Source organism: Mesorhizobium sp. P160187 (genome assembly GCF_057766425.1).
The window spans coordinates 1073133-1095194 of the sequence record NZ_JBYMDX010000004.1 but is presented as its reverse complement, the minus strand read 5'-3'; the positions used below and the strand labels follow the sequence as shown (position 1 = coordinate 1095194).

Annotated in this window: 21 protein-coding genes, 1 tRNA gene and 1 riboswitch; of the genes, 5 read left to right on the top strand and 17 right to left on the bottom strand. The window is 65.7% G+C overall.

From position 1 onward, the window contains the following. A complete protein-coding gene (locus AC3CCE_RS22350; RefSeq protein WP_352626229.1) occupies positions 1-1287 on the bottom strand; it encodes an efflux RND transporter periplasmic adaptor subunit in 1287 nt (428 codons plus the stop codon). 113 nt (positions 1288-1400) lie between these two features. Between AC3CCE_RS22350 and AC3CCE_RS22345 the strand changes: the two genes are divergently transcribed. Both AC3CCE_RS22345 and AC3CCE_RS22340 read left to right on the top strand, forming a co-directional pair. Further along, a complete protein-coding gene (locus AC3CCE_RS22345) occupies positions 1401-2309 on the top strand; it encodes a PhzF family phenazine biosynthesis protein (RefSeq protein ID WP_352626230.1) in 909 nt (302 codons plus the stop codon). Between the two features lie 343 nt (positions 2310-2652). Then, positions 2653-2728: transfer RNA gene (locus AC3CCE_RS22340), tRNA-Lys, on the top strand. Between the two features lie 198 nt (positions 2729-2926). On the opposite strand, the gene AC3CCE_RS22335 is transcribed toward AC3CCE_RS22340, so the two are convergent. From AC3CCE_RS22335 to AC3CCE_RS22300, 8 genes are all read right to left on the bottom strand, one after another. Continuing rightward, positions 2927-3196 (bottom strand): hypothetical protein, encoded by a 270-nt coding sequence (locus AC3CCE_RS22335; RefSeq protein ID WP_023690936.1) that lies wholly within the window; start codon positions 3194-3196, stop codon positions 2927-2929. Positions 3197-3270: 74 nt separating this feature from the next. Then, a complete protein-coding gene (cobT, locus tag AC3CCE_RS22330) occupies positions 3271-4281 on the bottom strand; it encodes a nicotinate-nucleotide--dimethylbenzimidazole phosphoribosyltransferase (protein WP_352626231.1) in 1011 nt (336 codons plus the stop codon). Positions 4282-4305: 24 nt separating this feature from the next. Continuing rightward, the gene (locus tag AC3CCE_RS22325) at positions 4306-5073 is read right to left on the bottom strand and encodes an adenosylcobinamide-GDP ribazoletransferase (RefSeq protein WP_352445529.1); all 768 of its coding nucleotides are present in this window, start codon (positions 5071-5073) and stop codon (positions 4306-4308) included. After that, complete coding sequence (locus tag AC3CCE_RS22320) at positions 5070-6383, bottom strand: cobyrinic acid a,c-diamide synthase CobB (RefSeq protein WP_352626232.1); 1314 nt, start codon at positions 6381-6383, stop codon at positions 5070-5072. Before AC3CCE_RS22320 ends, AC3CCE_RS22325 begins: the two co-directional genes overlap by 4 nt. After that, on the bottom strand, positions 6380-7186 hold the full coding sequence (gene cobA / locus AC3CCE_RS22315) for a uroporphyrinogen-III C-methyltransferase (protein ID WP_352626233.1): 807 nt from the start codon (positions 7184-7186) through the stop codon (positions 6380-6382). Before cobA ends, AC3CCE_RS22320 begins: the two co-directional genes overlap by 4 nt. Continuing rightward, complete coding sequence (cobM, locus tag AC3CCE_RS22310; protein WP_023670837.1) at positions 7183-7947, bottom strand: precorrin-4 C(11)-methyltransferase; 765 nt, start codon at positions 7945-7947, stop codon at positions 7183-7185. The genes cobA and cobM overlap by 4 nt, the downstream gene beginning before the upstream one ends. Next, positions 7944-8330, bottom strand: coding sequence for a cobalamin biosynthesis protein (locus tag AC3CCE_RS22305; RefSeq protein WP_023712695.1), 387 nt, complete (start codon positions 8328-8330; stop codon positions 7944-7946). Before AC3CCE_RS22305 ends, cobM begins: the two co-directional genes overlap by 4 nt. Then, the gene (locus AC3CCE_RS22300; protein WP_023714300.1) at positions 8327-9553 is read right to left on the bottom strand and encodes a bifunctional cobalt-precorrin-7 (C(5))-methyltransferase/cobalt-precorrin-6B (C(15))-methyltransferase; all 1227 of its coding nucleotides are present in this window, start codon (positions 9551-9553) and stop codon (positions 8327-8329) included. Before AC3CCE_RS22300 ends, AC3CCE_RS22305 begins: the two co-directional genes overlap by 4 nt. Before the next feature lie 208 nt (positions 9554-9761). On the opposite strand from AC3CCE_RS22300, the gene AC3CCE_RS22295 reads away from it, so the two are divergent. Next, the gene (locus AC3CCE_RS22295; RefSeq protein WP_032999802.1) at positions 9762-10535 is read left to right on the top strand and encodes a cobalt-precorrin-6A reductase; all 774 of its coding nucleotides are present in this window, start codon (positions 9762-9764) and stop codon (positions 10533-10535) included. Here the strand turns inward: AC3CCE_RS22295 and AC3CCE_RS22290 are convergent. The 8 genes from AC3CCE_RS22290 to AC3CCE_RS22255 all read right to left on the bottom strand — a co-directional run bounded on the left by AC3CCE_RS22290 (position 10499) and on the right by AC3CCE_RS22255 (position 20794). Next, positions 10499-11263: a precorrin-3B C(17)-methyltransferase gene (locus tag AC3CCE_RS22290; RefSeq protein WP_352626234.1), complete on the bottom strand. Its 765-nt coding sequence runs from the start codon at positions 11261-11263 to the stop codon at positions 10499-10501. The two genes, AC3CCE_RS22295 and AC3CCE_RS22290, sit on opposite strands and share 37 nt — an antisense overlap. After that, complete coding sequence (locus tag AC3CCE_RS22285; protein ID WP_352513043.1) at positions 11260-12033, bottom strand: precorrin-2 C(20)-methyltransferase; 774 nt, start codon at positions 12031-12033, stop codon at positions 11260-11262. Before AC3CCE_RS22285 ends, AC3CCE_RS22290 begins: the two co-directional genes overlap by 4 nt. After that, positions 12030-12662, bottom strand: a complete 633-nt coding sequence (locus AC3CCE_RS22280; RefSeq protein ID WP_352513045.1) for a precorrin-8X methylmutase — start codon at positions 12660-12662, stop codon at positions 12030-12032. The genes AC3CCE_RS22285 and AC3CCE_RS22280 overlap by 4 nt, the downstream gene beginning before the upstream one ends. Before the next feature lie 2 nt (positions 12663-12664). Further along, complete coding sequence (gene cobG, locus AC3CCE_RS22275; protein WP_352513047.1) at positions 12665-14143, bottom strand: precorrin-3B synthase; 1479 nt, start codon at positions 14141-14143, stop codon at positions 12665-12667. Next, positions 14140-17820: a cobaltochelatase subunit CobN gene (gene cobN / locus AC3CCE_RS22270; RefSeq protein ID WP_488377198.1), complete on the bottom strand. Its 3681-nt coding sequence runs from the start codon at positions 17818-17820 to the stop codon at positions 14140-14142. Before cobN ends, cobG begins: the two co-directional genes overlap by 4 nt. Positions 17821-17838: 18 nt before the next feature. Beyond that, on the bottom strand, positions 17839-18891 hold the full coding sequence (cobW, locus tag AC3CCE_RS22265) for a cobalamin biosynthesis protein CobW (protein WP_352514993.1): 1053 nt from the start codon (positions 18889-18891) through the stop codon (positions 17839-17841). A gap of 2 nt (positions 18892-18893) precedes the next feature. Then, positions 18894-19319 (bottom strand): DUF1636 family protein, encoded by a 426-nt coding sequence (locus AC3CCE_RS22260; RefSeq protein ID WP_352460278.1) that lies wholly within the window; start codon positions 19317-19319, stop codon positions 18894-18896. Positions 19320-19357: 38 nt separating this feature from the next. Next, positions 19358-19562, bottom strand: a riboswitch (cobalamin riboswitch). A gap of 29 nt (positions 19563-19591) precedes the next feature. Further along, positions 19592-20794 (bottom strand): winged helix-turn-helix domain-containing protein, encoded by a 1203-nt coding sequence (locus AC3CCE_RS22255; protein WP_352626235.1) that lies wholly within the window; start codon positions 20792-20794, stop codon positions 19592-19594. 327 nt (positions 20795-21121) lie between these two features. Between AC3CCE_RS22255 and AC3CCE_RS22250 the strand changes: the two genes are divergently transcribed. Together AC3CCE_RS22250 and AC3CCE_RS22245 are read left to right on the top strand one after the other, a co-directional pair. After that, positions 21122-21487: an NADH-quinone oxidoreductase subunit A gene (locus tag AC3CCE_RS22250; protein WP_023670825.1), complete on the top strand. Its 366-nt coding sequence runs from the start codon at positions 21122-21124 to the stop codon at positions 21485-21487. After that, positions 21478-22059, top strand: a complete 582-nt coding sequence (locus AC3CCE_RS22245) for a NuoB/complex I 20 kDa subunit family protein (protein WP_023670824.1) — start codon at positions 21478-21480, stop codon at positions 22057-22059. The genes AC3CCE_RS22250 and AC3CCE_RS22245 overlap by 10 nt, the downstream gene beginning before the upstream one ends. Positions 22060-22062 lie beyond the last annotated feature (3 nt).

Here is a 22062-nt window from a genome sequence, read left to right as displayed (position 1 = left end):
TCAGCTCCGCAGCTGCGAGGTCGTGATAACCTCTGCACCTTCATCCAGCCCGGAGGTGATCTCGGTCAGTTCGCCGTCGGTGGAGCCGATCTTCACGTTGACCGGGTGCGGCCGGCCGTTCTCCAGCACATAGAGCGTGCGTGAGCCGTCGGTGGGCGCCTTCACCGGCTGGCGGCGGTTGCCGCCACGACCCATGCGGCCGGTGAACAGATCGCTGAGGCTCCACGCGCGGGCAGCAGGTGCCGATGGCCGATAGCGAAACGCTGTTGAAGGCACGGTGAGCACGCTCTTGGCCTGCCTGGTGACGACCGAAACCGTGGCGGTCATGCCGGGCCGCAGCAAAAGCTCGTTATTGTCGACTTCCAACCGTGCATTGTAGGTGACGACGCCGTCGGTGGTGACCGAGGCGTAGGAGATGTCGCGGATCTCGGCGTCGAACGGCCGCTCCGGAAAGGCATCGACGGTGAAGCGTGCATGCTGGCCTGGTTTGACCGCGCCGATATCGGCCTCGTCGACCGCCGCCACCAATTCCATGTTCCTCAAATCGGCGGCGATGATGAACAGAACCGGCGCCTGCAGCGAGGAGGCGACCGTCTGGCCGGGGTCGACGGAACGCGTCAAGACGATGCCGTCGATCGGCGCATAGATGGTGCTCTTGGCAAGGTCGGTCTGCTGCGCCTTGAGATCGGCCTGGGCGATGGCGAGATTGGCCTGCGCACTATCGAGCGCCGCCTTGGAGCGGTCGCGCGTGGCAGTCGCCGCCTCGAGCGACTGATCGGTCGCCATGCCACGCCTGGTCAGTTCGGCCGCGCGGGTGAGGGCGCTTTCGTTCTCCTTCAGGGTTACCGTGGCGTCCTCGACATTGGCGGCAGCGGCCTTGGCCGAGGCTTCGGCGCGTTCGATCTGGACCTCGAGTTTCACCGTGTCGAGCGTCGCCAGCACGTCGCCCTCCTTGACCTGCTGGTTCTCCTCGGCGGAGACCGAGCGGATGATACCGGACAGCTCGCTTGAAATGTCGACCTGGGTGAGGGGCTGCAGCGTGCCGGTCGCCGAAACCGCGACGGTGAGGTCGGCAATGGTAGCCGGCGTGGTGGTGTAGTCGATCTTGGCCGGGGAGCCGGCAAACCACTGGTAGCCAGCCAACCCGGCGGCAAGTGCGATCAGCGCCAGCAGCGCGTAAAGCCAGCCACGGCGGCGCGTCTTGCGCACACCACTCTGGTCAAGTCCAAGCGCCGCCTCGATGGCGGAATCCGATTCCGTCTTTGGCAGATTGACAAGCTGGTCCACGCCGGACCCCTATGAAAACGTAATGTCCCTATATGTGCACAGATCAGGCTTGGTGGTTCGAATATCAAATTAAATTTCGGCCATGTTCGGATTGAGGCGGAAGGTTTTCCAAGATGCAGACGCGCAATTACTTGCTTTACGATGTGTTTACGACGGAACGGCTGGCCGGCAATCCGCTGGCCGTCGTGCTCGACAGCCAAGGGCTGGATACAGCCGCCATGCAGGCCATTGCGCGCGAGTTCAACCTGTCCGAATCGGTCTTCGTGCTGCCGCCGGACAATCCAAAACATCGCAACCGCATCCGCATTTTCACGCCCGACTATGAGATGCCGTTCGCCGGACATCCGACAGTTGGCGCCGCGATCGCGCTGGCCGAACTGACAGGCGAGGGCGAAGCCGGCATCTTCGTGCTGGAGGAGAATATCGGCCCGGTGCGCTGCGCCGTCAGCCGGCACGATGGCGCCACCTTTGCCGAGTTCGACCTGGCGAAGCTGCCGGAGCCGCTGAAGCTCGATGCCGACCCGGAGGCGATCGGCGCCGCCCTCGGGCTGGCGCCGCACGAGATCGGCTTCGAGAATCACCTGGTGTCGTTCTGGTCGGCAGGCGTGCCTTACGTCACCATTCCGGTCGCCAATCTGGAGGCTGCGGCCCGGGTCAAGCTCGACAACCAGGCTTGGTCCGAACTGGCGCCGCGCAAGAGCGAATGGGCTTTCGCCAGCCCGTATGTCTATTGCCGCCAGACGGTGAAGCATGACAGCGCCTTCCATGTCCGTATGATCGTGCCGGGCACGCCGTCCTATGAAGACCCGGCGACCGGGTCGGCGGCGGCGGCCTTTGCCGGCGCCATCATGCAGTTCGATGGCCCGACCGACGGCATTTCGCAGCTGTGGATCGAGCAGGGGCTGGAGATGGGCCGGCCATCGCGTATCCGGCTCGAACTCACTGTCGAGGGCGGAAAACTGGCCTCGGCGCGCATCGGCGGCCATGCCATCAAGGTGGCGGAAGGCAAGCTGTTCGTTTGAGCCCGTGGCTGAGATCGTCGCTGTCGGCGATCCTTCAAGCCCCCCTCTGTCCTGCCGGACATCTCCCCCACGAGGGGGGAGATCGGATGTCGCATTGGCTTTCGCCAATCTCCAACGCCGAAAGACAGGCGAAACGGCAAGGCTGCCAATCTCCCCCCAAGTGGGGGAGATGCCCGGCAGGGCAGAGGGGGGCGCTGTCCCGCCGACGACTCTGGTTTTTGCTTCGCTGCAACACTCGAAACCGAAGCCCGGAGCGATTTGTCGGGAAATGATTCCGGCAGGGCTGGACAGGACCGGTATCGGCGGCTATATGCCCGCCAACGCCGGTTTTTGCCGGCCGAGTGGGTGCGTAGCTCAGTTGGTAGAGCAGCTGACTCTTAATCAGCGGGTCCACAGTTCAATCCTGTGCGCACCCACCAAATTTCTAGAAAAGTTGGTGGAAGACCTTGGTATCAGAGACGCTTTAACGCGTCTTCGGCATGCGTCGGTGGTGGCGCGAGCCTGCCGAGGGCATTCCGGTGTAGACTTGCTATTCCGGTGATCCTCTGAGCCGCGCGCCCAGAAACGAGGCGACCGGTTCCACGGCGCAATGTCATTTCGGCCTACAATTTGCCGTGTCAAAGGCCGCGATTGCTACGTCGAAAAACCCGACGCAGAAATCTGCCGAACCGAAAAGCGATCCCGCCATCCGTGCTCTGACGTCCATCAGCATCGACGCGGGCTTTTCTTCTTGAGAAGTCGCTGATCAGCCACCAGAAGAATACCAGAAAGACAACGAGGATAGCGGTGTCGAGCGGTCCATAGGTTGTGTATCCGCTACGCCGATACACACCGGCAAGAACCGCGGCGATAGCTATAGCAGCAGCAAGCGGACGGAGCTTCATCATCCTCCAACTCTACTGAAGAGTTTTCAGGAATAAAAGATGCTTCTTACCAAGGCGGTCCCCTAAACCGCTCTGGTTTACTTCTCCGAAACGCCAGCCTCGGCAAAACTCGCCATCCTCGCATGGCATTCCAGTGCCGAGCGGACGATGTTGACGGCGAGGCAGGCGCCGGAGCCTTCGCCGAGCCGCATGCCGAGGTCGAGCAGCGGCGGCAGGCCGAGCGCTTCGAGCAGGCGGCGGTGCCCGGATTCGGCCGAGACATGGGCGGCGATGGTGTGGGCGAGGCCTGAGGGGTGCAGTCGCGCCAGGGGAGCTGCCGCTGCCGTGCAGACGAAGCCGTCGAGCAGCACCGGGACGTTCTTGCGGCGGGCGGCGAGCGTGGCGCCGAAGATGGCGGCGAGTTCGCGGCCGCCAAGGGCGGCGGCGATCTTCAGCGGGTCGGACAGCGCGTCGGCATGGCGCTTGAGGCCGGATTCAATGGCGGTGACCTTGCGCTTCAGCCCGGCATCGTCGACGCCGGTGCCGCGCCCGGTCCATTTTTCAGCGCCGCCGCCGAACAGGGCGGTCGAGATGGCGGCCGCCGGCGTGGTGTTGCCGATGCCCATCTCGCCGAAACAGACGAGGTCGAGGTCGTTCGTCACCGCGTCATAGCCAGCCGAGACGGCGGCGAGGAAGTTTTTTTCGTCCATTGCCGGCACGTCAGTGAAGTCGCCTGTCGGATGATCGAGATCGAGCGGGATGACGTCGAGTTCCGCGCCGGCGATGCGGGCAAGCTGGTTGATGGCGGCGCCGCCGCCGGCAAAATTCGCCACCATCTGCACGGTCACTTCCGACGGGAAGGCCGACACGCCCTGCGCGGTGACGCCGTGATTGCCGGCGAACACGAAGACTTTGACGCGGTCGAGTTTCGGCATGTCGCGGCCCTGCCAGCGTGCCAGCCAGGCGGCGAGGGTTTCCAGCCGGCCCAGGCTGCCTTGCGGCTTCGTCAGCGTGTCCTGGCGGCGGGCGACTGCATTGGCCGCGGTATCGCTGCCGGCAGGCAGATCGAAACAGGCGGCGCGCAGTTCATCGAATGATTTGAAGGGCATGGGGAAGGAATCTCCGGGGAAGAATCAGGACAGGGAAATGGAAGCGACGAGCAGGACCGTGATCTCGCCCAACTGCTGCAGGGCGCCGATCGTGTCACCGGTGTGGCCGCCAATCTGGTTGAGGCAGAGCGCGCGCAAGGCGCTGAACACGAGAGCGAGCAGGATCAGTGCGGCAAAGGCGCCGCCGAGCCCCAGGGTCAGAAGCGGGATGGCGCCGAGCACGGCGCCGAGAACAGCTGTCTGGGTCGAGACGGTCCCGGCGCCGGCAGACAGGCCGTCACTGCGCGCCGCCGGCGCCAGATGCATGAACGCGCCGAGCAGGCCGCGCGATGCGGCGTGGGCGGCGATCAGCGCGAAGAGCACGCCTGTCGGATTGGCCAGTTGCGACAGCGCGCTCCAGCGGATGAGCATCGACAGGCCAAGAGCTGCTGCGCCATAGGCGCCGATGCGGCTGTCGCGCATGATCTCCAGTTTTTTATCGCGTGTCTTGCCGCCGCCAAAGCCATCTGCGACATCGGAAAGCCCGTCCTCATGCAGGCAGCCCGTGGCGAGCAGGGTTGCTGCAAGCGCAAGGGCTGCTGCCGGGCCGGGGGCAAGGCCGAGTTGTACGCCCGCGGCGTAGACGACAGCACCAGCCACAGCGACGGCGAGGCCGGCGACAGGCGCCGCCCAGATCGCATCGGCCAGGCTGCGGCCACGAAGGTCGAAGACCGGCAGCGGCAGCCGGGTGAAGAAGACGAGGCAAAGCGCGACGTCGTCGAGCGCTTGCCGGGGCGAGGGCACGGAGGTCATGCACCCCTCGCAATGGCGTGGAAGAAGGTGCCGCTGACATGGCCACGGCGATAGCCGGAGGTGCCGAGTGGATTGCCCTGGCCGTCGGCGAGGTCGGCCAGCGGCTCGTCATTGCCGGTGGCGATCATCTGCGCATAGTGGAATTCATGGCCACGGATCAGCGCGCCTTGCGGCCCCAGCGGACAGGCGACCCGCAGGCGTGCCTCGCGGTAGCCGAGGTTCATCTTGCGCTTGGCAAAGCTGGTGGAATGGCCGAGCAGGCCAAGCATGGCGTGCGTCTCGCCGGCCGCGTCCTCCAGCGCTTCGCCCAGCACCATGAAGCCGCCGCACTCGCCATGGATCGGCTTGGTCTCGGCAAACCTGGCCATGCCAGCTCGGAAATTGGTCGCCGCCGCGAGGCTGCCGGAGTGGAGCTCGGGATAGCCGCCGGGCAGCCAGCAGACATCGCAATTCTGCACCGGTGCTTCGTCGGCTAGCGGCGAGAACGGCACGATCTCGGCGCCGGCCTGACGCCAGTGGGCGGCGACGTGCGGATAGAGGAAGGTGAAGGCGGCGTCTTCGGCGAGCGCGATTCGTTGGCCGGGCGGCTGCAAGGCATGTTCGAAACTGCCTGATGCCGGCGAAAACGGCGCGGCCAGCGCCATGATGGCGTCAAGGTCGAGGGATTTCTCGACCATGTCGGCGAGGCGGTCGAGATGCGTCATCAGGTCGGCATATTCGCCGGCCTGGACGAGGCCGAGATGGCGCTCCGGCAAATTGAGCGTGGGATCGCGCAGGATGGCGCCGACGACCGGCAGGCCGAGCGTTTCGATCGCCTCGCTGCACAGCTTGCGGTGGCGCTCGCTGCCGAGACGGTTGAGCACGATTCCGGCCATGCGCACATCCGGGTCGTAGGTGGCAAAACCCTTGGCGACGGCGGCCGCCGTCGTCGACTGTCCCGAGACGTCGAGCACCAAAAGCACCGGCAGGTGGTAGAGCCGCGCCAGATCGGCGGCCGAGCCGGTGCGGCCTTGTCCGGCCGGGATGCCGTCGAACAGGCCCATCGCGCTTTCGAGGAAGATAAAATCGGCATCCTCGGTGGCATTGCCGGCCAACGCGTTGAGCAGGTCAGGCGACATCGCCCAGCTGTCCAGGTTGACGCCGGACAGACCGGTTGCGGCGGTATGAAAACCCGGATCGATATAGTCGGGGCCGGACTTGGCGCCGCGCACCTTGATGCCGCGCCGGGCGAGCGCGCGCAAAATGCCGATGGTGACGCTGGTCTTGCCGGAGCCGGAACGCGGAGCGCCGATGATGATGGCGCGGGTCATGCGTTACCCGCCAGTGCTGCGCGCATGGCGACGATGCCGCCGACGACAATGAGGGCCGGCGAGGCCAATTCCGCCGCGGCGGCCGCTTCGGAAATGGTGGCGAGTGTCGCGACGACGGTCCGCTCCTGCGGTGTCGTCGCCGAAACGATGACAGCCGCCGGCGTCGACGGCGCCAGCCCGCCTTCGAGCAGCGACGCGGCGATAACAGGCAGATTGGCCATGCCCATATAGATGACCACCGGCTGGCCGGTGCGGGCGATCGCGCCCCAGTCGAGATCGTCATCTGTGCCGGCGGCATGACCTGTCGCCAGGATGATCGCCTTGTTGATGCCGCGCATGGTTGCGGGAATGCCGGTGGCGGCCAGCGCGCTCAGCCCCGATGTCAGGCCGGGCAGGACGCGGAACGGGATTTTTTCGCGCGCCAGCGCCAGCGCCTCTTCGCCGCCACGGCCGAAAATATAGGGATCGCCACCCTTCAGCCGGACGACGCGGCGGCCATCGCGCGCCAGCCGCACCAGCAGAGCGGTGATGTCGTCCTGCTTCATCGACGGCTTGCCGCCGCGCTTTCCCGCAAAGAACAGTTCGGCCTTTTCCGCGACAGCGACGACGTCGGGCGAGACCAGCGCGTCGTAGACCAGCGCATCTGCCTCGGCTAAAGCCGCCAGCACTTCCAGCGTCAGGCAGCCGGGATCGCCGGGGCCGGCGCCGGCCAGCCAGACATGGCCCGGCTCAAGCCGGCGCGGCTTGAAGTTCAGCCGGGCAAGGGCCTGTTCGAGCGTGGTGTTTTCGCTTTTACCGCTCACAATCCGTCCCGTCCCCGGAAACGCCGCTGATAGTGGGCGTCGTACAATGAACTCTCGTCAAAACCTTCCGCTGCCAGCGAGCGGCCGACGAAGATGATCGCCGTGCGCTCCATCGGGTCGGCGGCGAGCAGTGCCTCGATCGTGGCGAGCGTGCCGGTCAGCACGCGCTCGTCCGGCCATGAAGCGCGAAAGACGATCGCCACCGGGCAATCGCCGCCATAATGCGGCGACAATTCGGCGACGACTCGGTCGATGGCGTGGATGGCGAGATGAATGGCCAGCGTCGCGCCGGTGCGGCCGAAGCCGGCCAGCGTTTCGCCCGGCGGCATTTTCGAGGCGCGGCCGGAGACGCGGGTCAGCACCAGGCTTTGCGCCACCTCGGGAATGGTCAGTTCGCGGCGAAGGGCTGCGGCTGCGGCGGCGAAAGAGGGAACGCCCGGCGTCAGCGTGTAAGGAATGCCGTGTTTTTCCAGCCGGCGGATCTGCTCGGCCACGGCGCTCCACACCGAGAGGTCGCCGGAATGCAGGCGGGCGACATCGTGGCCGGCCTGGTGGGCTGTCACATATTCGACCTCGATTTCGTCGAGTGACATCGGCGCCGTATCGATCAGTTTGGTCCCCGGTGCGCAGTGTTGCAGCAATTCCGGCGCGACGATCGAGCCGGCATGCAGACAGACCGGGCAGCTTGCCAGCAGCTTGGCGCCGCGCAGTGTGATGAGGTCGGCGGCACCGGGACCGGCGCCGATGAAATGCACGGTCATGGCGCGTCTCCGCTGATGGCGATGGCGCAGGTGACCGGGCCGAGCACGGTGCGTGGACCAAGCAGCTTTGCACCGGGGCCGGCAACGGCAAGGGCGGAGGCTTCTGAGACGGAGGGTGTGCCGGCGAGGTCCTGCGAGAGATCGGATTTGCTGAGTGCCTCCGACGAGACGGCCTGAAGTGCTGCGTCATCAACGATGATGACGGGAAGGTGAAGCGTGCGGCCAGCGGCAGAGATCGCTTCTTCGTCTTTCTTGAGCGCGGCGGTCGCCAAGGCCGACAGCGCCGTTATCGCCAGCCCGTGCGCTTCGAGGGCGGTTTCGATCGCCGCGAGCACGTCTTCGACGCTCACGCCCTTCCGGCTGCCGATGCCCGCCACCATCATGGCTTCACCCAGCTCCACTGGGTGACCGGCATGGCCGGGCGCCAGGCCTGCATCGAACCGACAGGAGAAGCGCGGGAAATGGTGATGCGGGTAAGGTCGCCGCCGCGCTTGATGTGCTCCGCGAGAAGCAGCGCCTCCATCTCCAGCGTCACCGCATTAGCAACGAGACGGCCACGGGATGGCAGCGCCTTGATGGCGGCGTTCAGTACGCCGGCGTCGCTGCCACCTCCGCCGATGAAGATCGCATCCGGCGTGTCCAGCCCGGCCAGTGCCTTGGGCGCCGACCCTTCCACCACGACAAGACCGGGCACGCCGCAATGCGCGGCGTTGCGGATGATGCGGGCGGCGCGGTCGCTGTTGGCCTCGATGGCGATAGCGCGCATCGAGGGGTGAGCGAGCATCCATTCGATGCCGATGGAGCCGGAACCGGCGCCGATGTCCCACAGCGATTCGCCACGCCTCGGCGCCAGCGCCGCAAGCGTCATGGCGCGGATGTCGTGCTTGGTGATCTGGCCGTCGTGCTCGAACAGATGGTCGGCGCGGCCAACGGTCAGCGGCAGGATGGGGGCCTCTTGTGTTGATTCAAGCTCAAGCGCCAGCACGTTGAGTGGATTGATGTCTCTGAGATCGAAAGCGTCGGCACGTGCCGAGCGAAGCTTCTCGTTCGGTCCGCCCAGCGCTTCCAGAACGGTCAGCCGCGAACCGCCGAAGTCGAGCTCTACGAGCAGGCGCGCTATTGTCGCTGGCGCGTCGCCGTCCGATGTCAGCGCCAGGATGCGCGCCCTGGGATGCAGCAGCGGCCGGATCAGGTCGAGCGGCCTTCCATGCAGCGAGATCGTCTCGATGTCCTGCAACGCCCAGCCGAGCCGGGCGGCAGCCAGCGAAATCGCCGATGGCGCGGGGATGACATGCATCTCTTCAGGCTTGACCTTGCGGGCAAGGGTGGCGCCGACCCCGTGGAAGAATGGATCACCGGAGGCGAGCACGCAGACGCGCCGGCCGGCCAGCGCCAGCACGTCTGCCATGTCGGCATCGAATGGCACCGGCCATGGGCGCTGCTCACCCTTGATGAGCGAAGCCACCAGCGCCAGATGCCGCTTGCCGCCGAAGACGGTCTCGGCGTCAGCGATCTGCCGCTTGGCCTCGTCGCCGAGACCCGCTAAACCGTCCTCGCCGATGCCGACGATTGCGAGCCATTTTGGCGTGGGCTGTTTTTTTGACATGTCGCGCCGCCCCTCATTCGCCTGAGGCGTTCGTCGTTCGAAAAGTCAAGCAATTGACTTTTCGTCTGCCAGCCAGACCACTCCTCACCTCCCCGTGTGGTGACGGGGAGAAGGGAGACGCTCCGGCGCTGACGCCTCCCTCTCCCCGTTCTTCACGGGGAGAGGGTAGGGGTGAGGGGCAGCGCCGACGCTGTTCAACATGGTGCTCATGAAGAAGATTCTGATCCTTGGCGGCACGACAGAAGCGCGCCAATTGGCCGAAAAACTGGTGGAAGATTTCCGTGTCACCCTGTCGCTGGCCGGCCGCACCGAAAGCCCGGTCGCGCAAGGCGTGCCGGTGCGCAGCGGCGGATTTGGCGGCGCCGACGGGCTGGCCGCCTATCTCAGGGAGGCGGGCATCGACCTGCTGATCGACGCCACACATCCCTATGCGGCGCAGATATCCGCCAATGCGGCGCAAGCCTCGCGCCTGACCGGTGTGCCGATCCTGGCGCTGCGCCGTCCCGGCTGGAAGCCTGTCGACGGCGACCGCTGGACGCAGGTCGATAGGACAGGCGATGCGGTGCACGCGCTTGGATCGACGCCGCGCCGCGCCTTCCTGACGCTCGGCCGGCAAGAGGTCGCGGCTTTCGAGGCGGCGCCGCAGCATCACTACCTCATCCGCAGCGTCGATCCGGTCGAGCCGAAACTGGCGGTGCCGGATGCGGCCTACCTGCTGGCGCGTGGGCCGTTTCGCGAGGCGGATGAACGCGCTCTGCTCGAGGAGCACCGCATCGATGTCGTCGTATCCAAGAACAGCGGCGGCGAGGCCACCTACGGCAAGATCGCCGCGGCGCGGGCGCTCGGTATCGAGGTGGTGATGGTGCGCAGGCCCTTCCTGCCGGAGGTGCCTTCGACCGAGACCGTCGATGAACTCGCCGCTCTTGTTGATAAATTTTGGGTCGATCATTTGCTCGACCCCGTCGCGGAGCGCGGCGTGTAGACCAGCGCCGGTTTGTCGCCGCGCTTGATGATCCGTGTTTCCGGCGAACCGATGATGATGCAGGTCGCCATGTCGGCTTTTTGCGCGTCGACATCGGCCAGCAAAAAGACCTCGATGCGCTCGTCCGGGCGGCCGGCGGCGCGGCCGAAGATGACCGGCGTGGTGCCGGGCAGGATGGCGGCCAGGCATTCGAAGGCACGACCGAGCTGCCAAGGGCGCGCCTTGCTGATCGGGTTATAGAGCGCGATGACAAAGCCGGCGCCGGCCGCCGCCAGCAGGCGCAGTTCGATCAAGTCCCACGGCTTCAGATTGTCGGACAGCGAGATGGCGCAGAAATCATGGCCGAGCGGCGCGCCGATGCGGGCGGCAACCGCCAGCATGGCGGTGACGCCCGGCACGACAGTGACATCGACGGTGCGCCATTCGGCCGGACCGGCCTCGATCGCCTCGCAGACGGCGGCCGCCATGGCGAACACGCCGGGATCGCCGCCGGAGACGACGGCGACGTCATGGCCGTCCGCCGCCTTTACCAGCGCGTCCTTGGAGCGGGCGAGTTCCTCGCGATTGTCCGAGGCGACGCGGGTTTGATCCGGGCGAAGATCAAGCCGGTCGAGATAAGGCTTGTAGCCATAGAAGAACTTTGCCTCGGCGACGGCGCGGCTGGCTTGCGGCGTCACCTGATCGGCATTGCCGGGCCCAAGGCCGATGACGGTGAGCCGGCCGCTCACGGCGTGCCTCCCATAACGCCAGGCCGGCCGGACCAGCCGGCGACCAGCACGATGGCGAAATAGGGGGCCTTGTCGTCCGGCTTGTCGGCGAGCTTCAACGAAACGCTGCCGGCCATGGTGCCGCGCTCGACATAGACGGCGCGGGTCAGTTTGCCGGTGGCTTCCAGCGCCCGCCTGATCTTGGGCAGGTTGCGGCCGACCTTCATGATGACGGCGGCATCGGTGTCGGCGAGACGGCGTGTCAGTTCGAATTCGCTCATCGTGCCGGGCAAAACCGTCAGCACATCGTCGCCCTGGACGATAGGCACGCCGGTCTGCGACCAGCAGCCCGACATGGCGGTGACGCCGGGGATGACTTCGGTCGGGAAGCAGTGTGCCAGCCGGACATGCAGGTGCATGTAGGAGCCGTAGAACAGCGGGTCGCCTTCGGAGAGCACGGCGACCATGCGGCCGGCTTCGAGGTGTTCGGCGACCTTCTCGGCCGACTCCTCGTAGAAATCGGTGATCTGCGAACGGTAGTCGTCGTGATCCTTGTCGATCTCGGTGGTGACGGGATAGAGAAGCGGCAGTTCCAGCATGTCCGGCCGGAAACGCGCCTCGACGATGGCGCGCGCGTTGCTGTTGTTGCCGCGCTTGGCGAAATAGGCAACGACATCGGCCGCGGCCAGGACGCGCGCGGCTTTCAGCGTCAAGAGTTCGGGATCGCCGGGACCGGTGCCGACGCCGACGAGGCGGCCTTTTGCCAGATCTTCTTTGACAGCTGCGTTCACAGGCCGGGCCTCGCCAGCGAATTGAGGGCGGCTGCAGTCATGGCGCTGCCGCCAAGCCTGCCGCGCACGATGGCGTAGGGCACGCCATAGGAATTCTGCACCAGCGCATCCTTGGATTCGGCGGCCCCGACGAAGCCGACCGGCATGCCGATGATCGCCGCCGGCTTCGGCGCGCCGTCGCGCAATTTTTCCAGGAGATAGAACAGTGCCGTCGGCGCATTGCCTATGGCGACCACCGAACCGGCCATACGCTCGCCCCACAGATCGATTGCCGCCGCCGAGCGGGTGTTGCCGATCTCCTTGGCAATGTCGTGCGTGCGCGGGTCGCGCAAGGTGCAGATCACCTCATTGCCGGCCGGCAGCCTGGCGCGGGTGACGCCATGCGAGACCATTTCGGCATCGCAGAAGATCGGCGCGCCGGCCGCCAAGGCGCTGCGGGAGGCGGCGACGAAATCGCTGGAGAAAACAAAATGACTTGATGCTTCGACCTGGCCGCAGGCATGGATCATGCGGATGGCAACGTCCGCCTCGGCCTCGGAAAAGCGGGACAAATCGGCCTCGGCGCGGATGATGGCAAAAGAGCGCTCATAGATGGCGTTGCCGTCATGGATGTAGTCGTAGGCGGCCATGCTTATTCCTGTCGGTAGCTTTCGGCGATTGCCGCCGGCCCGAGCCTTGTCAGGCAGGCGGCGGCGGTTTCGCCCTGAAATCGTGCGCTGCGGACCATCGCCGCGACGCGACTGACGCAGCGTGCGGCGTCATAGCCCGGCCTGTAGCCCGCAGGAAGGGCCTTTGCCGTCGCGTTCACGACAAGTCCGGCTCCGATTTCGCCGCCGACGATTGTTAGCGCGGCAGAGCCGGGGTGAGCGCAGCCCTTGGCGCAGCCGGAAATGTGCAGTGTGAAGTCGAGGATATCAGCGTTTTCGGCGGCGATTGTCTCGGCGATGTCGCGCGTGGCGATGCGGCCGGAGGCACACGCAGGGGTGCCGGGGCAGGCGGCGATGCGGGTGCGCGGGTCGGCGGCGGTGGTGACGAAGCCGAGCGCGGTGGCGGTGGCTTGCAGGAGGTGGTTTGCGGACGATGGTTGGCCGAGGAAAAGCAAGGCGCGGCCGGGGGCGAGGCGGATTTCGGCGACGCCGAGGGACAGGGCGCTTTGGGCGAGGGCGATGAGTTTTTCGGCCGGCACGCTGCCATAGGGGAGGGCTATGCCGAGAGCGGTGGTGTCGTTGGATAAGGGGAAAAGACCGATAGGCCGGCGATCCTGCACACCCCCCTCCGTCCTGCCGGACATCTCCCCCTCAAGGGGGGAGATCGGCAGCTTCGACGCCGGCTTTTCCTTAACAACACCGGAGATTAGTGAAATCATCGGTGAAAGCGTAATCTCCCCCCTTGAGGGGGAGATGTCCGGCAGGACAGAGGGGGGCGCCTCGCGCAAACTTGTCAAACATAGCCAATCGGCAAGAGATGCCAATTGCCTCTCAGACAAATCCTTTGCATGGGCGTCGCGGCCCTTCTCTGCAACCATTCGAAGAGCAGCGACAGTGATATCGCGCGCTGCATCGTCCCCAACCGTCGCAAGCAGTCTCGCGCTTTGGCCGTCAACAGCGACAGATACAGTCCACAGAACGCTAGCGCCGTCCCGCACCGCCTTCAGCCTGACATCGGCCGTCACCCCATCCATCGTCAACTGCCCGCCGCCATCGACAACCACCGAAACCTTCGGCCCTAGCCTTGGCGTCAGCCCAGCTTCCTCGACCGCAGCCCTGACCCGCTCAGCCAAAGCTCGCGGATCGGCAATCTCCCGCGGATCGATGCCGGCCAGCGGCCCGGTCTCGACCGGCACGCCGGTGCGCACGGCGATGCCCAGCGCATCCACCTCCGCCGCCAGCAGCCCAGCACTTTCCGCTGTCAGGCCGCGTATCTGCAGGCTGCCTCGTGCGGTCACTTCCATGATGCCGTTGCCGTGCCGCAGGGCGGATTCGGCGAGTCGGATCAAAAGCTTGGGCGAAAGACCTCCAGCTACAGGATTAAGCCGCACCAGCAGGCCATCGCCGGTCTGCATCGGCGCCGAGAGAGCCGGACAGGCGCCGCGGCGCGAGAAGGCGTTCATACCGCGACCCCGAGCGCCTCGGCCTCGGCGATCAACGCCGCGAGATCGTCGTCGATCGAGTTGCGCAAGGGATGCCACAGCCCACGCCGGCGCGCCGACAGGAAGCGTTCGGCGATGACTTTGGCTGCGGCCGGGTTTTCGCGCAGGATGAAGGCGCGGACATCGGGAGCACCGACATAGGCATCATGCACGGCCTCGATCAGCGCGCCTGAAATGGCGTGCGTGGTTTCGGCAAAGCCGATGAGGCGATCGACCGTCTCGGCGAATTCCGATGCGCCGCGCGGGCCGTGCCGCATCTGGCCGGCGATGAAACGCGCATTGACGGCTCGCGCCCGCACAACCCGCGACACAGCCTCGCCGACCGAGCGCGGCTTCGGCTTTTGCGGGTCGGTGGTGTCGAGCACGATGACGTCGGCATTTCGGCCCAATGCCGCAAGGGCGGCCGAAAAGCCGCCGATGAAGGCGACATCGGCGGAGCCCTCGAGAATATCGCGGCCGGGATCGTCGCCGGTGTGGACGAGCAGATCGGCCTCGGCGATGCGGGTCTCGAAAGCGCCGGGGGAGGCAATGCCTTCGCCCTCGGCGCCGCCATAGGCATGCGATGTCGCATCGAGATAGGCGCGGCCGATTTCTTCGCGCGCGGCCCAGTCGCCACTCGACAACAGGTCCTCGACGCCGGCGCCATAGGTGCCGGGCGAGGTGCCGAAGATGCGCGGGCCGATCTTGCCATCGGCACGGGTTCTGGCGGCGAGCGGGTTTTCCGAATTGTCCTCGTCGCGCGCGGCAACGGCCTTGGCAGCGGCGTCGATCAGCGCGATCTGGGTCGGGAACATGTCGCGGAACAGGCCCGAAATCCGCCAGGTGACATCGATGCGCGGACGGCCGAGCGTGGCCGGCGGCAGCACCTCGATGCCGGTGATGCGGCCGGTGGCACTGTCCCATTGCGGCCGGCAGCCCATCAGCGCCAGGCCTTGCGCGATCTCCTCGCCCCCGGTGCGCAGCGAGGCCGAGCCCCAGAGGTCGATGACCAGAGAACGCGGCCAGTCGCCATGTGACTGCATATAGCCGCGCACGACCTCTTCCGCCGCCGATCGGCCCAGATCATAGGCGGTCGGCGTCGGCATGGTGCGCGGATCGGAGGTGAAGAGATTGCGGCCGGTGGGCAGCACGTCGGAGCGGCCACGCGCAGGCGCCCCGGCCGGGCCGGCCTTGACGTGGCGGCCGTCGAGCGCCGCCAGCAGCGCGGCCTTCTCGGCTTCGGCGCTTTGCCGGCGCATGGCGTCGGGTTCGTCGTCTGGCGCGCGGCCGTAAATATGCAGGCCGTCCTTGATGGCGAAATCCTTGAGGTCGCAGAGCCAGGCGTCGATGCGGCGCAGCGCCTCGTCGGGCGCATCGGTTCCGGCGACGCCGGCTTCGGAGGCGAAGCCGGTCTTTTGCGCCGTGTCGACGATCAGCTTGGCCAGACGATCGCGGCGGCGGCGGTCGAGGCCGTCGGCCTGGGCATATTCGTCGACGAGGCGTTCGAGCTTGTGCTGCCCTTCGTCTAGGCCGGCACCGGTCAGCGGCGGCGGCAGATGGCCAAGCGTGACGGCGGCGATACGCCGCTTCGCCTGCGCCGCTTCGCCGGGATTGGAGACGATGAAGGGGTAAATGACGGGCAACGAGCCGGTGACGATCTCGGGGAAGCAGTTTTGTGAGAGCGCTACCGTCTTGCCGGGCAGCCATTCCAGCGTGCCATGAGCGCCGACATGGATGAGAGCATGGATGCGGAGCGATTTGCGCAGCCACAGGCCGAAGGCGATGAGGTCGTGGCGGGGAGGGAGCGTCGGGTCGTGGTAATCGGCGCGGCGGTCGGCCGAGCGGCCACGGTCGGGGGCGAGAGCGACAGTGATGTTGCCGAAGGTGGCGGCGCGGAAGGGGAAGCCGCTCTTACCCTCCCCCTTGTGGGGAGGGTGGCCCGCAGGGCCGGGTGGGGGTGGTGCACCGCTACCCCCACCCCGTTTCGCGCCATCCGCTTCGCGAATGTCGCGAACCGACCCTCCCCACAAGGGGGAGGGTGAAGGGGCGCCCCATGCCGCCTCGACTGCAGCCAGTGCGTCAGCCGGCAAATCCTTTGAGAAGTCCAGATACTCCTCCAACCCCAGCCCATCGCCTCTCCGCTCCAACGCGTCCAGCAACTCACGCGGCGTTTGCGGAATCCCTTCAACCCGATAGCCCTGCTCCTTCAGGTCATGCAGCATGGCCAGCACGCTGGACGGCACATCCAGGCCCACTGCATAGCCAGTGCGGCCGGGCGCGCTCGGATAGTCCGGAATGAGGATCGCCAACTTACGCGTCGCGCGGGGCGTCTGCTGCAGCTTGATGAACGCCGCGACACGCTCCGCCACTTGCGCAACGCGATCCGGTTCCGGGCGGTTCGCTAAGGCGCGGTGGCCGAGCGCCGGGTCGGTCTCGCTCTCGCCCTTGAAGGAAATCGCGCCGGCCAGGATGCGGCCGTCGAGTTCGGGCAGCACGACATGCATGGCAAGGTCGGCCGGCGCCAGGCCGCGCTGGTTGTTGTCCCAGACGTCGCGGCGGGTGGTGGCGACGATGACCTGGAAGACCGGCACGCAGGCCCGGTCGAACAGGGTTTGGACGCCGGGTTCGGCGCCGGATGCGAAGGCGGTTGAAGTGATGATGGCGGCGGGGTTGAGCGAGGCGAGCGCGGTCTCGACGAAGGCCAGCGACGTCGGGTCCTTCAGGCTGGAGACGAAGATCGGGACCGGTCTCATGCCGCGCTGGCGGAGTGCATCAAAGAGGGCATCGATTGGCGCGACATCGGCGGCCAGCAGCATCGAGCGGTAGAAGAGGATGGGGATGATGGGAGAGTTGATGTTGTCTGCGCCGAGTTCCCGCCCACCCCCCTCTGTCCTGCCGGACATCTCCCCCGCAAGGGGGGAGATTGATCTGTCGTCAACGGTTTCGCCAATCTTAGATGACCCAGACAGCTTCCTGTTCAACGGGGCCGAAGAGGAGCCGGCTTTGGTGACGGCTGATCTCCCCCCTTGCGGGGGAGATGTCCGGCAGGACAGAGGGGGGTGTGAAGGAACGCCGACATTGGCCAAATCCAACTTGCCCACCACGCCGCGACCTGGCTCGTAGTAACCAGCTTTCGGCACGCTAACCGGGTCAGCCGAAGCCGCATCCCGTCCCGCCAGCCCCGCCAATCTTTGCATCAGCGCTGCCATATTCTCCGGCCCGCCCTCGCGGAAATAGCCCAGCAGGCCGTCCAGCTCCGCGCGGGGCAGCGTCGAGGCTTCGATCAGCCTGAGATCCTCGTCGTGGCTCTCGCCCGGCAGCAGCGCCAGCTTGATGCCGTTCGCACGGGCAGTCGCGGCAAGCTGGTCGCAGCCATAGCGCCACCAGTCGTAGCCGCCGAGGATGCGCACCAAAATCACCTTGGCGTGGCGGGCGACGCTGTCGATCCAGAGGTCCACGGACATGGGATGGCGCAGGTCGCGCAGCGCCGCCAGCCGCATCCACGGCAGGCGGGCGGCATCGGCCTTCCACGCCGCCGCGAGGCCGGCGAGGTCGCTGTCGGTGAAGGACAGCGCCACGATATCCGCCGGCGTCTGCCCGAGATCGACGGGCTCGGCGAGATCGTCGAGCGAGGCGGATGTGGTGGTGAGTATATGCATTTCGGCTCGTGGTTTGGATCAGCCGGCGAGTATACGCTCGATCGCCGGGCGGTTCAGTCCTTTCAGGCCAATGACGACAAGACGCGAGCGGCGGTCGTCCTCAGCCGCCCAGGCGCGGTCATAGTAATGATTGACGCGCGGGCCGACGGCCTGCAGCAAAAGCCGCATCGGCTTGCCGCCGACATCGACGAAGCCTTTCACACGCAGCACATTCTGTTCCTCGGCAACCGTGGCGACGCGCTTGGCCAGTTCGTCCGGGTTGGTGATCGAGGGGATGTCGACGATGAAGGTGTCGAAATCGTCATGCTCGTGGTCGAAGGCGCCGTCATGGTGCGATTTGCGGTTCTCGATGTCGTCCTCGACGGCGAGGCCGAGGCCGAGCAGCACCGAGGGATCGAGCTTGCCATGTGCGGTCGGCACGATCTTCACGGCGCGGGCGGAATGTTCATTGATGATGGCGTTGGCGCGGGCCGAACCGGGGGCGTCCATTAGATCGCTCTTCGACAGGATGATCAAATCGGCGCAGGCGATCTGGTCCTCGAAGACTTCTTCGACCGGATCGTCGTGGTCGAGCGTCTCGTCCTGAGCGCGCTGTGCCTGCAAAGCGTCCATGTCGTTGGCGACGCGGCCTTCGGCCAGCGCCGGGCCGTCTACCACGGCGATGACACCGTCGACGGTTACCCGGCTCTTCACGCTCGGCCACTGGAACGCCTGGACCAGCGGCTTGGGCAGAGCGAGGCCCGAGGTCTCGATCAGGATGTGGTCGACCCTCGGTGTCAGCGCGAGGATCTTGTCGAGGGCGGGCACGAAATCGTCGGCGACTGTACAGCAGATGCAGCCATTGGCCAGTTCGACGATGTTTTCCTCGGGGCAAGTGTCGATGCCGCAGCCTTTCAGGATTTCCCCGTCGATGCCGATGTCGCCGAACTCGTTGACGATGATGGCGATGCGCTTGCCGCCGGCATTTTCCAGGAGATGGCGGACCAGCGTCGTCTTGCCGGCGCCGAGGAAGCCTGTAACGACAGTGCAGGGAACACGGGAGAGGTTGGCGGCCGGGTTTGAAGCGTTCATCGTCAGTCCTTCAGCATGTCGAGGGGTGGGATGCGGGCAACGAGGCCGCGCTTGAGGCTATCGGGCCGGCCGCGCCACGGGATGAGGCCGTCGGCCGAAGTCGCGAAGAGCTTTGCGCCGGTAACGAGGTCGGCGCCGCTGGTTGCGGTCAGATCGCCGAAGACATAGCTCCAGCAGCCATCGCGCAGGATCGCGGCGCTGAGGCGGCGCTTGCAATTGCCGAGACATTCGGCGGTGCGGACCCGGATATCGCCGGCAGCGGCGCGGCGTGTGTCCTCAGCCAGCAATTCGCCGGCGCGCGGATGGGCGTCGGAACCGGTCTCATCGCGGCAGGAGGCGCAGACGATGACGGTCACGCCGGTCAGGGCGTCGTTGTCCCTGGACGCAATGTCCGCTGTGCCAGCCGAAAAACTGCTGTTCTGGTCCAAAAACCGTGCTCCTTGCCCGGAAACCCGCCAGGCGATCGGATACTTTGTCTCAGACGGCAGGTCTCCTGGCTCGCGGGTCATCGCCTTGGTTAGCCGCCTTCCCGGTGTTACCCAGTGGCTTTCGGCCTTGGCTCTTCGCTTACAGTTGCGGGGACAGCCGCGGATTTGGGATTTTCGTCCCGCACCGCATTCCCTCTTGGCCCTTGCCGTTGCGGGCAGGGGACCGTCTGGAGCGGATTTAGGCTGCTGCGGGGAGTTGTGTCAACGCGCTGCTACGACATGGCGATGTCGGCCAGGGGTTTCCCCAGATTGCCGGCCGGCGCCACTTCGATGCGCTCAAGGCCAAGCCAGCCCTGCATCTGCTTCAATTCCTCGAACAGCTCTGCGGCAGTTTCCGGCGGCGCGCCGGGTTCGGCGTAGGCGGCGTGGACGCGCAGCACGCTGGCCGGGCGGTCGGCCTTGAGATCGACGCGGGCGACGATCCGGTCGCCGAGCAGGAAGGGCAGCACGTAGTAGCCATATTGGCGCTTGTCAGCCGGGGTGTAGATCTCGATGCGGTAGTGGAAATCGAACAGGCGCTCGGTGCGCGAGCGCTCGAAGACCACCGGATCGAAGGGCGCCAGTAGCGCGCGGGCCTCGATCTTTCGCGGCAGGCGGGCGTCCCTATAGAGGTAAGCCGGCTTGTCCCAGCCTTCGACGTTTACCGGCAGCAACTCGCCCATCTCAACCAGTTCCTCCAACCGGCCCTTCATGTCGGCCGGCGACAAGCGGAAATAATCGCGCAGGTCACCCGACGTCGCGATGCCGTGGGCGCGGGCGGAAATGCGCAGCAATTCGCGGTGCGCGTCCTCGGCCGCCGGCACCGGCAGATCGAGGATCGCCTGCGGCAGAACGCGCTCGGGCAGGTCGTAGAAACGCTCGAAGCCACGGCGGTGCGCCGTGGTGATGCGTCCGGCCCAGAACAGCCATTCGAAGGCGTGCTTGGCGTGGCTCCAGCCCCACCAGCCGCCCGAACCTTTCTGGCCTTCCAGTGCCGAAGCGGCAATCGGGCCGCGCTCGGCGACCGCGCGGTAGATCTCTTCGATATAGGCGGCGTGCTCGCGGCCCCATTTGGCGAGGCCGAGATACATTTCGTCGCCCTGCTCGGCGCGCTGCATGCGCCAGCGCATCAACGGGTAGGTCTCGACCGGCAGGAACGAGGCCTCATGCGCCCAGTACTCGAACACGGTGCGCTTGCGGGTGATTGCGGCATTGTCGAGCAGGGTGAGCGGGTAGGGGCCAAGGCGCGAATAGAGCGGCATATAGTGGGCGCGCACCACGGTGCTGACGGAATCGATCTGCAGCAGGCCGGTGCGCGACAGCACGCGGGCGAGGTGGCGGCGATCGGGCGTGCCGACCGGGCGGGGATCGAGAAATCCTTGCGCGGCGAGCGCGATGCGCCTGGCCGTGGGGAGTGAGATTTTGTCCTTCGTCAAAGTGTCTTGCCTCGAACCATTTTCCCGCCTTTAGCCGGCGATTCCTGTCATGCTAGCAGGCAAATGGCGGGAGACGTGTCAGGAGACAAAAGTGGAGTGAAAGATGAAGGAAATCAAACAGGAGGAGATCGGACCAGTTTTTCCCGGCCTGCCGTCCAGCACTGTCTTTTGAACAAGGTTTGACTTGCTTCGCTGAAAGCCGTGCGCTAACCCTCGCCGCGTTGCAGCAAAGGCACCTAAAACGGTTCAGCGGTTAAACTGTCGCGCTTCCGCATTAGGGTTGGTTGCTGTAATCAAAGTGGATTGGCCGCCAACGGAAAGCCGAGCATGAACGTACTCCTCAGTTCATACCTGCCCATCGTCCTCTTCATCGCCGTGGCCGCAGTTGTAGGCCTGGCGCTTATCATCGCGCCGTTCCTGGTGGCTTATCGCAATCCCGATCCGGAGAAGCTTTCCGCCTACGAGTGCGGGTTCAACTCGTTCGACGATGCCCGGATGAAATTCGACATCCGCTTCTACCTGGTGTCGATCCTGTTCATCATCTTCGATCTGGAAGTGGCCTTCCTGTTTCCGTGGGCGGTGTCGTTCTCGAAGATCGGCATGCTCGGTTTCTGGTCGATGATGGTGTTTTTGGCGGTGCTGACCATCGGCTTTGCCTATGAGTGGAAAAAAGGAGCGCTGGAATGGGATTGAACGACAGTTCCGGAACGCTCGTCGCGCCGAAGCCCAAAGGCCTGATCGACCCCAATACCGGACGTCCGGTCGGTTCCGACGATCCGTTCTTCCTCGAGATCAACAATGAACTGGCCGACAAGGGTTTTCTGGTCACCTCGACCGAGGCGCTGATCACCTGGGCACGCAGCGGCTCGCTGATGTTCATGACCTTCGGTCTCGCCTGCTGTGCCGTCGAGATGATCCACACCTCGATGCCGCGCTATGATTCGGAGCGGTTTGGCGTGGCTCCTCGCGCGTCGCCGCGCCAGTCGGACATAATGATCGTGGCGGGAACGCTGACCAACAAGATGGCCCCCGCTTTGCGCAAGGTCTACGACCAGATGCCGGAGCCGCGCTACGTCATCTCGATGGGCTCCTGCGCCAATGGCGGCGGCTATTATCACTATTCCTATTCGGTGGTGCGCGGCTGCGACCGCATCGTGCCGGTCGACATCTATGTGCCCGGCTGCCCGCCGAGCGCCGAAGCGCTGCTCTACGGCATTCTTCTCCTGCAGAAGAAGATCCGCCGCACCGGCACGATCGAACGGTAGACC